This is a genomic window from Streptomyces sp. NEAU-W12 (assembly GCF_026242095.1).
In the GTDB taxonomy this organism is placed as follows: domain Bacteria; phylum Actinomycetota; class Actinomycetes; order Streptomycetales; family Streptomycetaceae; genus Streptomyces.
The window spans coordinates 26,004-41,887 of record NZ_JAPJDM010000006.1; the positions used below are offsets into that span (position 1 = coordinate 26,004).

Annotated in this window: 9 protein-coding genes; 7 read left to right on the top strand and 2 right to left on the bottom strand. The window is 72.7% G+C overall.

Annotation, left to right across the window (positions count from 1 at the left end; translation table 11 throughout):
* Positions 1–65: 65 nt before the first annotated feature.
* Positions 66–1,466, top strand: coding sequence for a hypothetical protein (locus tag ORI94_RS09230; RefSeq protein WP_266073895.1), 1,401 nt, complete (start codon positions 66–68; stop codon positions 1,464–1,466).
* Positions 1,467–1,557: 91 nt separating this feature from the next.
* Here the strand turns inward: ORI94_RS09230 and ORI94_RS09235 are convergent, their stop codons facing one another.
* Positions 1,558–4,887: a right-handed parallel beta-helix repeat-containing protein gene (locus ORI94_RS09235; protein WP_266073896.1), complete on the bottom strand. Its 3,330-nt coding sequence runs from the start codon at positions 4,885–4,887 to the stop codon at positions 1,558–1,560.
* A 119-nt stretch (positions 4,888–5,006) separates the two neighbouring features.
* On the opposite strand from ORI94_RS09235, the gene ORI94_RS09240 reads away from it, so the two are divergent.
* A complete protein-coding gene (locus tag ORI94_RS09240) occupies positions 5,007–6,278 on the top strand; it encodes a S8 family serine peptidase (RefSeq protein WP_266073897.1) in 1,272 nt (423 codons plus the stop codon).
* A 491-nt stretch (positions 6,279–6,769) separates the two neighbouring features.
* Here ORI94_RS09240 and eccCa read toward each other — a convergent pair whose 3' ends face one another.
* Positions 6,770–10,762, bottom strand: a complete 3,993-nt coding sequence (gene eccCa, locus ORI94_RS09245; RefSeq protein WP_266074138.1) for a type VII secretion protein EccCa — start codon at positions 10,760–10,762, stop codon at positions 6,770–6,772.
* Positions 10,763–11,168: 406 nt separating this feature from the next.
* Between eccCa and eccD the strand changes: the two genes are divergently transcribed.
* The 5 genes from eccD (at position 11,169) to ORI94_RS09270 (ending at position 15,820) form a co-directional block, all read left to right on the top strand.
* Positions 11,169–12,566 carry a type VII secretion integral membrane protein EccD gene (gene eccD / locus ORI94_RS09250; protein ID WP_266073898.1) on the top strand — a complete coding sequence of 466 codons (1,398 nt, stop codon included), beginning with the start codon at positions 11,169–11,171 and terminating at the stop codon, positions 12,564–12,566.
* Between the two features lie 19 nt (positions 12,567–12,585).
* Positions 12,586–14,106: a type VII secretion protein EccB gene (gene eccB / locus ORI94_RS09255; RefSeq protein ID WP_266073899.1), complete on the top strand. Its 1,521-nt coding sequence runs from the start codon at positions 12,586–12,588 to the stop codon at positions 14,104–14,106.
* Positions 14,107–14,454: 348 nt separating this feature from the next.
* Positions 14,455–14,805 carry a hypothetical protein gene (locus ORI94_RS09260; protein ID WP_266073901.1) on the top strand — a complete coding sequence of 117 codons (351 nt, stop codon included), beginning with the start codon at positions 14,455–14,457 and terminating at the stop codon, positions 14,803–14,805.
* Positions 14,806–15,027: 222 nt separating this feature from the next.
* Positions 15,028–15,348 carry a WXG100 family type VII secretion target gene (locus tag ORI94_RS09265; protein WP_266073902.1) on the top strand — a complete coding sequence of 107 codons (321 nt, stop codon included), beginning with the start codon at positions 15,028–15,030 and terminating at the stop codon, positions 15,346–15,348.
* 28 nt (positions 15,349–15,376) lie between these two features.
* Positions 15,377–15,820 (top strand): type VII secretion system-associated protein, encoded by a 444-nt coding sequence (locus ORI94_RS09270; protein ID WP_266073904.1) that lies wholly within the window; start codon positions 15,377–15,379, stop codon positions 15,818–15,820.
* Positions 15,821–15,884 lie beyond the last annotated feature (64 nt).

The following is a 15,884-nucleotide window of genomic DNA, read 5'->3' on the forward strand; positions in this document are numbered from 1 at the left end:
ACTCCACCCGGTCGCGCCCACGGACAGAGATCACCACCGATCACGTACACAGTCCAAGGAGAACGATGGCAAGCAGTCAGAACCGGTCGTCCCCGGCCGGGCCGGAGCGGGAATCCCGGGCCACGGGCGGTTCGTCCGTCCGCCGGGCGGTGTCCCTGGGGCCGGCCGTGGCCGACCCGGGCGCGATGCTGGCGCCCGCCGCACGGCCGTCCGCCGCCCCGGCGAGCGGTACGGGCGCCGATGAGAGAAACGAAAACAACGAGAGCGACAAGAGCGAGGCGGCACCCGCGCGCCCCGCGGCAGCGGGCGCCGCGGCCGTGGAACCGGCCACGACGGCCGACCCCGCCTCCTCCACCGCCGGCACCGCAGCCACCGCCGGCACGGCCGCCTCCTCCACCACCGCGACGACCGCCGGCACCGCCGGTACGGCCACCGCGACGACCGCCGGCACGGCCGCCGCGCTCGGCGCTCAGTCGCAGCCGCGGACACGCGCGCAGGCGGCCCCGGAGGCCGAGGGTTCGGCGCGTGGCATGGCGGCAGCCGGTGGCGCGGCGGGTGCCGCCGGTGCGGCCGCCGCGGGCGGGGCGGGTGAACCGCCGTCCGGCAAGCCGAAGAAGCCGCTGCTCGCCGCCGCCGGTATCGCCGGTGCCGTCCTGCTCGCCGTGCCGCTGCTGATCTGGGCCACGGACGACGGCAAGACGAAGAGGGACAGTGTGGAGGTGGCCGCAGGCTCCGACACCCTGCTCGACGAGGAGCCCCTGGACGTACCGAAGGGTGCGTACGCCCCGGCCGAGCCCTCGCCGGAGCCGTCGACCGAGAAGCCCACGGCCAAGCCGGTTCCCGTCGTCAAGGCACCGGTACCGGTGCTGACGTCGGTGCCGCCCCGTGAGCCGGCCGAGAAGAAGGAGGCCGAGAAGAAGGAGGCCGAGAAGAAGGAGACGGAGAAGACGGCGGAGACCAAGAAGACGGCGGAGACCAGGAAGGTCGAGGACAACCCGCCGCCCAAGCTTCCGGCGAACACCGCCGGGGCCGCCGTCCAGCGTCTCGCCGCGTCGAACCCGGGCCGGCACATCTGCTACCGGGCCTATGTCAAGGACGTCGGCTGGCAGACCCCGCGGTGCGACGGAGCCGTCGCGGGCGGAACGGGCAAGGGCATCAAGGCCCTGAACATCGCGGTGTCGGGGACCAAGGGCATGTCCGCCAACGGCTTCGTCCAGAAGGACGGATGGACGGGCGAGTGGGAGAGCGTGTCCAACGGCATCGGCCTGGTCATGGGAACCTCCGATCACAACGCGCCGAACCTCGGCGGCTTCGCCATCGACGTCGGTGAGGGCCACGTCTGCCAGAACCACCGCGTCGGCGGGCACGGCTGGGGAGGCCTGGCGTGCGACACGGTCGACCCGTGGGTCTTCGGCGGTTCGACGGAGCCGCACCTCTGGCTGGAGTCCGTCCGCTTCACCGTGTGAACGGGGTGTGAGGGGTCCGACGGACGGACGAGCGCCCGCCGGTGTGTTCCTCCGGCGGGCGCTCGCCCTCACCGCGCGGCCGGGCGCGGTCTCACGGGGCCGCCTGCTGCCGCCGCGCGGGCGGCAGGTCCTCGGGCAGCAGGGTGGTGAGGTCGGCGAGGCTGGGCGACTGGAGCCCGCCCAGCCGGCGGGCCTGGCTGGTCATCATGGACTCCAGCAGCTGCCGGGCGAGCCGGGCGTTGCCGAAGGACCGGTCGCGCGGGATGGCGTCCACATGGGCGCGCAGCGCCGCGAGGGTGTCCTCGGCGCACTCGTACCCGGAGGAGGCCGCGTGCCGGGACACGATGGTGACCAGCTCGTCCGTGCTGTAGTCCTCGAACTGCACATACTTGGAGAACCGCGAGGTCAGACCGGGGTTGGAGGCGAGGAAGCGCTCCATCTCCTCGGTGTATCCGGCGACCACGACCACGATCTCGTCCCGGTGGTCCTCCATCAGTTTCAGCAGGGTGTCGACGGCTTCGCGGCCGAAGTCGTTGGAGGAGCCCTCGGGGGTGAGGGTGTAGGCCTCGTCGATGAACAGCACGCCGCCCAGCGCGCCGGTGAAGACCTCCTTGGTGCGGGCCGCGGTGTGACCGACGTACTGGCCCACCAGGTCCGCCCGCGCCACCTCCACCAGGGAGGCGCGGGGGAGCACCCCCAGCGAGTGCAGGAGCCTGGCGTAGAGCCGGGCGACGGTGGTCTTGCCGGTGCCGGGCGGCCCGCTGAAGACCAGGTGGTTGCTGATCCGGGGGGCGGGCAGCCCCGCCGCGATCCTCTGCCGGGCGTTGGACAGCAGGCTCACCAGGTCGGTGACCTCCCGCTTCACGGCGCCGAGGCCCACCATGGCGTCGAGTTCGGCCATCGGGTCGACCGCGTCGTCCCCGGCCTGTCCCGTGCCGCCGTCGCCTCCGACGGCCGCCGCCGCCTCGTCCCCGACGTCCTGCGGCAGCAGCAGCGTCAGGTCGTTCTCGGCCGGGTCCGCCATCGCCGCGAGGCGGAACGCCTGCCGGTCCACCATGTCCTCGAACACCCCGCGGGCCGCACGGCCGTTGCCGAAGGACGCGTCGCGCGTCATCGCCTCGAAGCGTACGGCCAGGGCCTCACGGGTCAGCGGCCCGAGCTCGAACCGGTGCTGGGCGCACATGGACTCGGTGATGGTCACCAGCTCCTCCACCGCGTAGTTGCCGAACTCGATGGTGCGGGTGAAGCGGGAGGCGAGACCCGGGTTGGCGGACAGGAACGACTCCATCTGCTCGGAGTATCCGGCCGCCACCACGACCACGTCGTCGCGGTGGTCCTCCATCAGTTTCAGCAGGGTGTCGACGGCTTCGCGGCCGAAGTCGTTGGAGGAGCCCTCGGGAGTGAGGGTGTAGGCCTCGTCGATGAACAGCACGCCGCCCAGCGCGCTGGTGAACGCCTCGGTGGTCTTGATGGCCGTACCGCCGATGATCTGGGCGACGAGATCGGCGCGGGCGACCTCGACCAGGTGACCGCTGCGCAGTACGCCGAGGTCCGCCAGGATGCTGCCGTAGAGGCGGGCGACGGTGGTCTTGCCGGTGCCGGGCGGCCCGGCGAAGATCAGATGCCGGCTCATCGACGGCACCGGCATGCCGAGACGGCGGCGGCGCTCCGCGAGCTGGTTGAGGTTGACCAGCGTGTTCACCTGGTGCTTGACGTTGTCCAGGCCGATGAGCGCCTCCAGTTCGGCCAGCGGGCTCCGAGGCCCCTGCTCCTCGCCGGAGCCGCCCGCGCCGCCCTCGCCGTTCAGGTCGGCGCTCTCGCCCCAGCTGTCCGCCAGACCGTTGTCCGCGCTGGTCAGCAGGTCGACCGAGAGCCGCTCGCTCGCACGGCTCTGGCGCAGGCCCGCGCCGCGGTTGTCGCGCACCACGCACCGGGTGACGTCCACCGGCTCGGCGCTGTCGATCCGTACGCCGTCGCCGGTGCTGCCGCTCACCTCGCAGCCGGTGAGTACGGCCCGGCCGCCGCGCGACACCTGGATGCCGTGGGCCTTCGCACCGCTCACCCGGACCCGCTCCAGGGTGATCTCCGCGCCGTCCCGCACGGTGATGCCCGCGTCGGTGCTGTCGTTGACCTCGCAGTCCCGCAGGACGCCCCGGCCGCGCTCGCCGACGTCGACACCCGAGCGGGCGGCGGAGGTCAGCACGGTGTCGCTGACCTCGGGGTCGGAGTCGTCGTCGATGCTCAGTCCGCAGCCGCCCGCGGACTCGACCTCGCAGTGTTCCAGCCGGCCGCGGCCGTCGTCGGTGATCTCGATGCCGTGGCCGCCCGCCCCGACCACCCGGGCCCGGCGCAGCAGGGGGTTGGCGGCGGAACGCACCGCGATGCCGACGCCCGCCGCGTCCAGCACCTCCAGGCGGTCGAACTCGGCCGTGGAGTCGTCCGCGAGCAGCACCGCCCCGCCGGTGTCGGCGCAGTCGCTGACCACGGTGTCCCGCAGCAGCGGCGAACTGCCCTCGACGACACGGATCGCGGCCTCCGTGGACCCGTGGAACGCGCAGCCCTCCAGGGTGCCGCGCGAGCGGTCCAGGACGAGCAGCCCGCTGTTCTTGGTGCGCCGGGTGACGCACCGGGCCAGCAGCGGGTCGGCCCCGCCGGAGATGACGACGGCGCTCTGCGCGATGGACTCGAAGGTCGTCTCCTCGATCTCCGGCCGGGACATGCTCGACACCAGCAGGCCCACCGAGGTGTGGTGGACGGTGCACCGCAGCACCCGGGTGGAACTGTGGCCCTCCAGGGCGACGGCCGGCTTGTCGGTGCCGGAGATGTCGCAGTTCTCCACGGTGCCCCTGGCCTCGCCGGAGGCCAGGACGCCGTTGGCCCGCGCGCCCCGGATACGGCAGTCGCGCACCAGCGGCGAGGCCTTCTCGCCGATGACCACCGCGGACGTGCCGAAGTTCTCGAACACGCAGTCCTCGACGATGCTTTCGCTCTCCGAGGAGTCGACGAGCCCCGCGCCGCCCGGGTTGCCGATCCGGCAGCCGCGGGCGGCCAGCGAGCCCTTGCCGCGCACCAGCAGCGCCGTCCAGCCCGCGCCGGTCACCGTGCAGCCGTCGAGGGCGGCCTGGCCGGCCGGTACGTCGACGACCGCCGCCTCCTTGTCGCGGCCCCGGATCGTGAGACCGCCGAGCATCACGGCGTCGGCCATGAGGCTGACGGCGGTGCCGCTCCGCGGACAGAGCTCCACGGTGCCCGGCTCGCCCTCGCCGACGATCGTGACCCGGTTGCGGATGACGAGGTTCTCGGCGTAGCGGCCGGGACGGACCCGGATCACCGCCCCGGTGCGCGCCTGGGTCAGTGCCTCACCGATCGTCCGGTAGCCGTCCGACCGTTCCGGGTCGACCGTGAGTATGTGCCGTGCCACGCGCCTCGAACCTCCTTGTGTTGCCGCGTCTTCGACTCGCCGTGCCCGGGGCCTGTCCGGTGGGTCAGGCCGTGGACGCGGCGTGCGCCCAAGCGTGTCATGTGCATATCATGCACTTCATGCGGAATGTCATGAAATACCGGTGTGTGCGTCTCGCGCCGGCAGTCGCCGTCGCCCTCGCCGTCGTCCTGCCGGTCACCTGCGGGCCCGCCCTCGCCGCACCGGCCGCGCCCCCCGCGTCCGGCGCTCCGTCGGCGACCTCCGGTGACGACCCGGGGACCACCCTGCTGCCCCCGCTGCCCGTCCGGCTCGGCGAGGACAACCCCTGCACCGGGGAGTCGGACCGGACGGCCACCAGGACGGCGTGGTCGCAGACCACGCTCGGGCTGCCGCGGGCCCAGCGGATCACCCGCGGCGGCGGGGTGACCGTCGCGGTGGTCGACACCGGCGTCGCCTCCGACGTCCCCGGCCTGTCCGGGCGGGTGACGGCCGTCGACGGCGCCGGCGAGGACTGCGTGGGACACGGCACCTTCGCCGCCGGCCTCGTCGCCGCCGCGCCCCGGACGGGAAGCGGCATCACCGGCGTCGCCCCCGAGGCCGGGATCCTGGCCCTGCAGGGCACCGACGACCGCGGCGCCCCCTCGGTGGAACGCGTCGCGCTCGGCATCCGCGAGGCCGCGGACCGCGGTGCGGAGGTCATCTACGTCGGCCACGCGCTGCGCACCGGACGGGCCGAGCTGACCGAGGCCGTCGCCCACGCCACCCGACGCGACGCCCTGGTGGTCGCCCCCGCCGCCCCGGACGCCGTGACCCGCGAGGAACGCGGACCCGGCGGGGAGATGCCCGAGGGGCCGTACTGGCCGGCCGCCGTGCCGGACGTGCTGGCCGTCGTGGACTTCGGGCCGGGCGGTGTACGGCAGAAGAACGCCCCGCCCGCCCACGAACCCGACCTGGCCGCACCCGGCAGCGGCATGGTCAGCGTCGGCCCCCGGGGCGCGGGCCACTACATCGGCTCCGGTGCCTCGCTGGCCGCGGCGGGCGCCGCGGGCGCCGCCGCACTCGTCCGCGCCTACCGGCCCGAGCTGACCGCGAACGAGGTCTCCCGGCAGCTCCTCGCCGCCGCCTACCCGTCGGACACACCCCGGCTCGACCCGTACGCGGCCCTGACCGTCGTCCCGGACCGGACCGCGGCGTCCCCGGCCGCACCGGTCCCGGCCCGCATGCCCGCCCCGGCCGACCCGACCCCCCACCGGCGCTCCCTGACCGTCGCCGCGGCGGGCCTGGCGCTCGTCCTCCTGCTGGCAGCCGCCGCCGCGGTCGTCCCCCGGGGCCGGGCCCGCAACTGGACCCCGCCGGGCCCCCGCACCCGTAACACCCCCGCGGGCCGATAGCCCACGCCCGGCACCGCCTCCGGCAGCGGACCGGGGGCCGGGGCCCCAAGGGGCGACGACCGGGGCGGGCGGGCGGACGCCGAACGGGCGGACCCCGCAGCGCACCCGGCACACCCAGAGCCGCGAACCCGTCCCCGGGCACGACGGCCCTCCGGGGACGGCACGGCCGGGGACATGACTGCCCGCCGCCGCCCCGGCGCTCCCCGTCCGGCTCCCGGCGCGTGCCGCGGGCGCGGCATCCGGCCGGGCCGTGACGGGGCCGGGGCGGGGCGCGCTCCGGTGCCTTCGGCGGCCCCGGAGCGGTGTGCTGGTCCGCGGGTCCGGACGGCCGCAGTCCGTGCGGATCACGGCGTGCGGGCCCGTCGCCGAAGCCAGGACCACCCCGCCTGGTCCGCTCCCGCCCCGGCCCCCGGCGCGTGCCGCGGGCCCGGCCGCCGGCCGGGCCGGGGCCGGGGCGGGAGCGGGGCGGAGTGCGGGGCGGGAAGGGAGCATCAGCTGGGGTTCTCCAGCAGGGCGGTCTGGATCTGGACGGTCTTGCGGCGGGCTATGCGCACCGCACGGCCGGGGATCAGTTCGCGGCCCTTCACACTGCCGAAGAGGTAGCCCTCACTGGGCGGGCAGGACATCAGCAGGCCGGGCGTGTTGACCTCCTGGAGGCGGCGCAGCAGCGACTCGTTGAGGCCGCGCCCGGCGCCCGCGGAGGAGCGCGCCACGATCAGGTGCAGGCCGACCTCGTGGCCGAGCGCGAGATGGTCCAGCAGCGGGGCGAACGGCTGCGCCATGGGGCCGCTGCCGACCATGTCGTAGTCGTCGACCAGGATGAACAGCCGCGGCCCCTGCCACCAGTCGCACAGCCGCATCCGCGACGGCGCGATGTCCTCGCCGGGCACCCGCTGCCGTACCGCCCTGGCCGCCCCGTCCACGAGGTCCTTCAGCATGTCCGTGGAGACCGCGTGGCCGAGCCGGTAGCGCTCCGGGACGCTCTCCACCAGCTCCCGCCGGTAGTCCACCGTCATGATGCGGGCCTCGGAGGGGGTGTACCGCTCGGTGATGCCCCGGGCGATCACCCGCAGCAGGTTCGTCTTGCCGGACTCGCTGTCACCCACCACGATCATGTGCGGGTTCTCGGTGAAGTCGTGCCACACCGGAGCGAGTTCGTTCTCGTCCAGGCCGATGGCGATGCGCAGCCCCTGATCACCCTCCGGCTCGGGCAGCTCCTCGACGGGCAGCGAGGCCGGCAGCATCCGTACCCGGGGCGCGGCCGGGCCCGGCCAGCTCTCGCTGATCGCGGAGACCAGCCCCGCGACCCCGTCGGCGAGGTCGTCGGCGTCCTCGACCCCGTCGACGCGCGGCAGCGCCGACAGATAGTGCAGCTTGTCGGAGGTCAGGCCCCGCCCCGGGCTGCGCGGAATCGTCGCCGCCTTGCGGGAGTCGATCTGCGAGTCCATCGGGTCACCCATCCGCAGCTCCAGCCGCGTACCGGTCTGGTCGCGCACCGAGGACGACAGCTCCACCCAGCGGGCGGTGGTGATCAGCAGATGGACGCCGTAGTTGAGCCCGCGGGCGGCCAGCGCGTTGAAGGTGGGAATGTGCCGGTCGAAGTCCTGGCGCACGGTCGACCAGCCGTCGATGACCAGGAAGACGTCCCCGTGCGGCTCCTCGGGAAACTCGCCCGCCGCCCGCCGCTTGCGGTACGTGGGCATGGAGTCGATGCCGTGCTCCAGGAAGAACCGTTCCCGCCGGCTGAGCAGCGTGCTCACCTCGGAGATCGTCCGGCCCACCCGCTCGGTGTCCACGCGCGCGGCCACCCCGCTCATGTGCGGCAGCCCGTCCAGCGCCGCGAGCGTGCCGCCGCCGAAGTCCAGGCAGTAGAACTGCACCTCGCGCGGGGTGTGGGTGAGCGCGAGACCGGTGATGAGCGTCCGCAGCAGGGTGCTCTTGCCGCTCTGCGGACCCCCGGCGATGGCCACATGGCCGCCGGCCGCCGACAGGTCCACCGTCAGCAGGTCACGCAGCTGGTCGAACGGCCGGTCCACCACACCCACCGGCACGGTGAGCCGGCCCCGCAGCGGCCAGTCGGCCGTCGTCAGGCCGTGGCGCGCGTCCGGTGCCAGCGGAGGCAGAATCTGGTCGAGGGTGGCCGGCGCGCCCAGCGGCGGCAGCCACACCTGGTGGGCGGGCGGCCCCGAACCGCGCAGCCGGTCCAGCGCCACCGACAGCAGCGTCTCGCCGCTCTCCGCGTCACCGCCCTCCGGACCCTCCGCCTCTTCCTCCCCGCCGGGCCCACCCGCGGGGTCCGGGTCGGCGGGCGCGCGCGGCACCACCCACTGGGCCGTCCACGGCACCACCTGACGGGCCACCTGCGCCTGCACGAGGGCACGCCGCCGCCGGTACGGACCGGAGACGTACGCGGCACGGAACCGGGTCAGCGCGTCGACACCGCTCTTGAGGAAACCGGCACCCGGCTGCGCGGGCAGCTCGTACGCGTCCGGCACCCCCAGCACACCCCGGCTCTCCATCGCGGAGAAGGTCCGCAGACCGATCCGGTACGACAGATGGCTCTCCAACTGGTGCATACGGCCCTCGTCCAGCCGCTGCGACGCCAGCAGCAGGTGCACCCCGAGGCTGCGCCCGAGGCGGCCGATCATCACGAACAGTTCCATGAAGTCACGGTGTGCGGACAGCAGTTCGCTGAACTCGTCGACCACCACGAACAGGCTCGGCAGCGGCTGCAACGGCACCCCGGACTGGCGCGCCTTCTCGTACTCCAGGGCGGAGGTGTAGTTGCCGGCCGCCCGCAACAGCTCCTGGCGGCGGATCAGCTCGCCGTGCAGGGCGTCCTGCATCCGGGCGACCAGCGACACCTCGTCCGCGAGGTTGGTGATGACCGCGGAGGTGTGCGGAAGCTCGTCCAGGCCGAGGAAGGTGGCGCCGCCCTTGAAGTCGACGAGGACGAAGTTCAGCGTCTCGGACGAGTTCGTCAGGGCCAGCGACAGCACGAGGGTGCGCAGCAGCTCGCTCTTGCCGGAACCGGTGGCGCCGATGAGCATGCCGTGCGGACCCGTACCGCCCTGCGCGGACTCCTTGATGTCCAGCTCCACCGGCCGGCCCTCGCCGCTGACCGCGATCGGCACCCGCAGCCGGGCACTGCCCGTGTACCGCTCCCACAGCGTCGCCGGCTCGTGCCGGTGCAGATCGGGGATGTTCAGCAGCGAGGTCAGCTCGACGTCGTCGGAGAACGGCTTCGAGTCGTCACCGCCCATGCTCATCCGGTACGGCGCGAGCAGCCGGGCCAGCGCCCGCGCCCCCACCGGCCCCAGCCGGTCGGGCCTGCCGAGCACCGTCGACTGCTCCTTGCGGTCCCGGTCGGTGCGCACCAGCGCGACACCGTCCTCCTCCACCTCGAGCCGCAGCGTGGTGCGCCCGGGCTTCCAGGCCAGGGAACCGGACAGGTCGAGCACCACCGCGTTGCGGAACCCGTGCCCGTCGAACCGGTGGCCCGCGGGCACCGTGCACCCGTCGATCACGATCACCGTGTACGGCTCCTCGCGCCCCGGCACCGCGTCCGGGTCGGCGCCGGGCCGCTCGTGGAACTCGACACCGAGCAGGCCCTCCAGCTCGTTGAACGCCGAGGCGATCATGCGGGTCGGCCCGGCGCCGTCCTCCTCGTGCCGGTGCAGACTGTGCGGGAGCCACTTCGCCCACTCCCACTCGGAGCGCCGCTCGTCCGAGACGCACAGCGTGATCCACAGGTCGTCGGGGGAGTGGAACACCGCCAACTGCGCGAGCAGGGAACGCGTCAGGGCCCGTACGTGCTCCTCCTCGCCCCGCAGCAGCACCTTCGACCAGGCCCGCAGATAGATCGCGATGGGCTGGTCCCGCACCGTCGAGTAGGCGCGGGTGAAGCTGCGCAGCGCGTGCGCGGACAGCGGCTCCAGGTCCTCCACGGGTTTCGTCGACAGCGGTGTCAGCTTCATCGCGAGGCGCTGGTCGCCGACGCCCATCCGGACCTCCGCGAAGTCCTCGTCGGACGCCCGCCGTTCCCACAGCCGGGTGCTGCGCACCAGCGACGACAGCGCGTCCGGCGCGGGGTGGCGCCAGGCCAGGGCACGCTGCTGGTCGACGACGGACGCCCGCACCTTGCGCCGGGTCTGGCGCAGATAGCGCAGGTAGTCGCGGCGCTCGCCCTTCATCCGCTGCTTGCGCTCGCCGTTGCGGCGCATGACCTGACCGAGCATCATGCCGGCGGACGCGATCACCATCACGCCGAGCGCGATGTAGATGAACCCGCCGCTGGACCGGCTCATGCCCGGCCGCATGAACATCAGCATCATGGAGACCGACATCAGTGCCATCGGCAAGTATGTCCACACCGCGGAACTGTCCGGCACGACTTCCGGAAGGGTCGGCGGTTCCTGGAGACTCAGCTCCCCCGACGGCAATTCCGGTCCTCTGCGGCGTGCCGGCCTGCGGAACAGGATCACGCTCAACGAATGGCCTCCTCAATGATCTCGGAACAATTCCGCGGTGACGGCACGGAATTGCCCGGTGTCCGCCTGCACACGCCCGCCGGAAATGCGCTCCCGTGAAGTCCACCTCGGAGTCCGCCCCGAAGTCCGACGGGGTGCGGAAGGGATGAAACGCCGGAGCGCAATGCGTCACAGTCCCGCGCCGTGGCTGCGGGAAAATTTCCGTAGGGTTCCCTAACGCTGAATTCTTGACCGGTGTTGCGAAAAGGCCCGACCTGCCGTCAAACTCGTCGGCGCGTGCCCCGTCCGACGTCCTGTCGCGATCGAGCGACCGACCGGTGTGCCGCTGTCACCCTCCAGCCACCGCGCAACCCGTGGCCCGCCAGAAAGCGTGAACCCGAACCCATGACGGACATCGCCCATGACTGACACCCAGGCGGCCAGCCTGTGCCGCGTCACCGTACGCGCTCCGGCCAGGACCGTCGACCTGGCCGTGCCCTCCGACGTTCCCGTCGCCGACCTGCTGCCCACAGTGATCGGTTACGGAGGGGACGACCTGGAGGAAACAGGTCTGGAGCACGGCGGTTGGGTACTGCAACGCCTCGGCGGCCCTCCGCTCGACCCCGAGAGTACCTTGGACTCCCTCGGTCTGCGGGACGGCGAGGAGCTTTATCTCCGCCCCCGCACCGAGGCGTTGCCCGAAGTGCACCTCGACGACCTGGTCGACGGCATCTCGGCCACCATGCAGCAACGCCCGCACGGCTGGAGCCCCGAGGCCGGCCGGCGGCTCCTGCGCGGCCTGGCCGTGGTCACCCTCGCCCTCGGCATGGTGCTCCTCGCCCTGCCGGGAACCGAGGGCTGGATCCGGGCCGTCGCCGCGGGCGCGGCCGGACTGCTGCTGCTCGCCGGCGCCGGCTCCGCGACCCGGGCCGTCGGCGACGCCGGAGCCGGCTCGGCGCTCGGCCTCATGGTCGGCCCCTACTTCGCCCTGGCCGGCTGGCTGCTGCCCGGCGGCGACCTGGGCGGAGCCGACGGCGAAGCCGTCCTGGGCGCACGCCTGCTGGCGGCGTCGGCGGCCGGCGGCGCGGGAGCGGTGCTCGCCCTCGCGGCGGTCGGCGTGTACCCGGCCCTGTTCATCGGCGTGGCCTGCGTCGCCGCGGCCGGAGCGCTCGGCGCCGCCCTGATCACCCTGAACCTGGCGCCGGACCAGGCCGCCGGGGTGGTCGCCGTCGTGGTCGTCCTGTTCGGCGGGTTCGTCCCCTCGCTGTCGTTCCGGCTCTCCGGCATGCGGATGCCCCCGCTGCCCACCAACGTCCAGCAGCTGCAGCAGGGCATCGACCCGTACCCCGCCTCCGACGTCGAGGCGCGGTCCATGCTCGCCGACGGCTGGATGACCGCCTTCTACGGCGCCATCGGCCTCGTCTGCCTGCCCTGCCTGGTGGCGCTCGCCGCCGATCCCGGCCTCGCCGAGATCCTCACCGTGGTCGCCCTCTCGCTCCTGTTGCTGCTGCACAGCAGGGGGCTCGGCAACGTCTGGCAGCGCCTCGCGCTGACCACCGCCGGCGCCTGGGGCGTGGTCCTGCTGCTGTCCGTGTCCGCCCGCTCCCTCGGCCCGACGGACCGGCTGACCCTGACGGCCGGCCTGATGGGCCTCGCGGCCGCCCTCGCCATCGCCTCGTGGACCGTCCCCGGCCGGCGGCTCGTCCCGTACTGGGGGCGCGCGGCCGAACTGCTGCACTCACTCGCCGCCATCAGCATCCTGCCGCTGACGCTCTGGTCCATGGGCGTCTACGGCCTGCTCCGCGGCATCAACGGCTGAACCCGGGAGAACGGCGAGCATGCACAGCAAACGGGACCAAGTACAGGCGCACCTCTTCATCATGGGGAGGCTGGCCTCGGCCATGCTGCGCGCCGAGCCCGACGACCCGGAGAGCCCCCTGGGCCGGACCAATCGCGGCGCCGCGATCGGCGTGATCATCGCCGTGCTGGTGTGCGCCGGAGCCTTCGTCTTCGGCCTCATCCAGCCCGGCGGCAACAACTCCTGGCGCTCCGGCGAGAACCTGGTCGTCGACAAGCAGACCGGCGCGCGCTACCTGTACCTCGACGGCCGACTGCGCCCGGTGCGCAACTACGCGTCGGCCCGGCTGATCGCCGGCGGCGACCTCGGCGTCACCACGGTCGGCACGTCCTCGCTGGCCGGCACCCCGCACGGCACCCCCGTCGGCATACCCGACGGCCCCGAGGCACTGCCGGCCACCGGAGACCTGGACCGTACGCCGTGGCTGGTCTGCTCGGGCGTCCGCCCGAGGTCGACCGGCGTCGTCGCGGCCACCACGACCCTCGCCCTGGGCACCGGCACACCGCGCGACGTCCCCGGTGCACGGCACCTGGGAGAGCGGGACGGCCTGCTGGTCACCGGACCGGGCGACACCACCTACCTGCTGTGGCAGGGAAGCAGGCTCCGGCTCGACGAGCGGGCGAACGCGGCCGAGGCCCTCGGCTACGGAAGCGTCACCCCGCGCCCCGTCTCCGCCGCCTTCCTCGACTCCTTCCCGCAGGGACCCGACCTGTCCCCGGCCGACGTGCCGGGCCGGGGTGAGGAGGGGCCCGAACTGGCCGGACGCACCACCAGGGTCGGGCAGCTGTTCCGGGTCGACGTCCCCGGCTCGGCCCCCCGCTACCACCTGCTGGCCGAGGAGGGCCTGGTGCCGCTCACGGCCACCGGCGCGACCCTCCTGCTGGGCGACCCGCAGACCCGCGAGAAGGCCTACGGCGGCGGCGCCGCGACCGTGGCGACGCTCGGAGCGGACACCCTGACCGAGCATCTCGCCCCGGCCTCCGTGAGCGCCGCGGTGAACGCGGCGAAGCTGCCCGAGACCCCGCCGAAGGCGGTCGAGGTCGGCTCCGGCTCCGCCGCCTGCGCGGCCGTCGACTCCACGGACGGCGGTGTCCGGGTCGGCACGTCCGTGCTGCCCGAGAACGTGCTGCCCGAGCCCGTCCAGCCACCCGCCGCCGAGGTCGTACCGGCCTGCCTGAAGGTCGACTCCATCGCGGTGCGAGCCGGAAAGGGCGCGCTGGTGAGGGCGTTGAGCGCGAGCGGCAGCGCCATGGGCGACACCACGTACCTGGTGACGGACACGGGCGTGAAGTACCGGCTGCTGTCCCAGGAGGGCGTCGAGGCGCTGGGCTACGAGGGCGTCGAGGAGCGGACCATGCCGTCCCCGATGCTGGCCATGCTGCCCAGCGGCCCCGACCTCACCCCCGAGGCGGCCTCCTCGGGCGAGGCCCGGGTGACGCTGCGCTGCCCGCGGGACCAGGGGACGAGCGGGGGCCAGCGGGAGCAGTCCGGCCCGAGGTAAGTCATCCGACAGGGAAAATCTTGGATTCGGGGATGTCACCTCGTGTTAAACCGGACGACCGGCGGTGCCGCGCGGAAGGAGGTGATGCCCGATCTGTCCGACCCCTGTCGCGCCGCTGCTCAGGTGAGCGCCACGAATTCTCCGAACCTGCTCAATCGAGCGCGGTAAACCGGGGTGTGGGGTGCCTTGGGCGCCTCGAGGGAAATTGTCAAACAACTTGTGGCGCGCATAGCATTTGGCCGCCCCACGACCCGGCGAACCACCTGGTGATCGCAGGGACGCCCCGTCTGCCCACGGGGTGATGCGGGATCCACAGGTCGGTGAAATTCACCGAAAGGGAGTTCTCTCATGGCCATGCAGCAGTCCGAAGAACAGGCGACCCGCAACGGGATCATGGCGCTGGAACAGGCCTTCAACGGTGTCCGTCGCTGTCAGGATGACGTCCAGTCCACCTCGCACAACCTCTCCGCCAATTACGGCGGCGTGGACGGCGGCAAGTACAAGTCGCTGCTCGAGCAGTGGGACAGCCACGTCGACACCATCCTGATCAACCTCGACCGGATGGTCGACGAGCTCAACACCACCCTCACGGAGCACGGCCTGGTGCAGGGCTCCTCGAGCGAGATCATCGACCAGGCGTACTCGCGCTCCACCGCCGTGTTCGACGAGCTCAACGGCACCAACACCTCCGGCAACTGACGTCCCCGGCCGACAGGGCCACCCGTCCCACCGCCGGCGTCGGCGCGTGCACCCGACGGCGCCTGCCCGCGCCTGCCCGCCGCCACACGCCGGCCGCCGCCCCACGGCAACGCCCCGCACACGCTCAGGGCGATCACCGCCCGGCGGCACGGTCCCGCCCACAGACCGTGCCGCGCACATCTTCCATAACCCGCGGTTCCCGCGGCGAATCGAGGAATTCCGATGGACTTCTCCGACGGTTACATCTACGTCGACTACAACCACGCCGAAGGCGCGGCGGACGACATGGTCAGCCAGTCGAAGGCGATCATGAGCATCCTGGCCAACCTCGAGATGGAGCTGGCCGAGCTCAGGAACAGCTGGATCGGTGACGACCGGGAGGTGTACAGCGAGGTCCAGGCGAAGTGGGACAACGCTGTCGAGAACATCAAGAACCTGCTGGCCAACCACTCCCACCTGCTCACCGACATCTCCTCCAACTACCGCTACACGGAGCAGAACCTGTCGCAGCGGTGGAGCGAAATCCGCATCGGCGGCCGCTGACCACTGCCGGTGACGGAAGGGTGATGACGTGGCCGTCACGGTCCTTGACAGCGAATTCCTGAGACAGTTCATCAACCACCAGATCACTGACTTCAGGAAGACGCTGGAGAACATCCTCAAAGACGACGCGCACGCCGGCCCGGCGATCTCGTACATCGCGGACGCCATCTCGACCACCACGATCGATGCTGCGAAACCCCTCGTCATCGGACTCATGGCCGGAGAGAACGGCTCGGTCGGCGGGGGCGCCCTGAACGGGGTCATCCAGAAGGGCGCGGGTGAGGTCGAGCGGATTCTCGAGGCACAGGGAGTCCTCTTCGAGGACCTCGAGGAGGCGTTGTGGGACACCATCGACCAACTGGCCAAGAGTCAGGGCAAGAACCTCGAGAGCATCACCGCGGACGAGTTCATGGACATCTTCGAGGACGTCGACAGCGACTTCGGCAATCCGGGTGCCCCCGACGAGGACTGACCGGGTCGTCGGACATCAGGTGACCCAGGGCGCTTCGACGCACACCCGGCAGTTCTCCTCCCCA

Bases quoted from the DNA above. Each gene is read 5' to 3' on its own strand.
- ORI94_RS09230 (WP_266073895.1), top strand. From the start codon at position 66: ATGGCAAGCAGTCAGAACCGGTCGTCCCCGGCCGGGCCGGAGCGGGAA.
- ORI94_RS09265 (WP_266073902.1), top strand. From the start codon at position 15,028: ATGGACTTCTCCGACGGTTACATCTACGTCGACTACAACCACGCCGAA.
- ORI94_RS09240 (WP_266073897.1), top strand. From the start codon at position 5,007: ATGCGGAATGTCATGAAATACCGGTGTGTGCGTCTCGCGCCGGCAGTC.
- eccD (WP_266073898.1), top strand. From the start codon at position 11,169: ATGACTGACACCCAGGCGGCCAGCCTGTGCCGCGTCACCGTACGCGCT.
- eccB (WP_266073899.1), top strand. From the start codon at position 12,586: ATGCACAGCAAACGGGACCAAGTACAGGCGCACCTCTTCATCATGGGG.
- ORI94_RS09260 (WP_266073901.1), top strand. From the start codon at position 14,455: ATGGCCATGCAGCAGTCCGAAGAACAGGCGACCCGCAACGGGATCATG.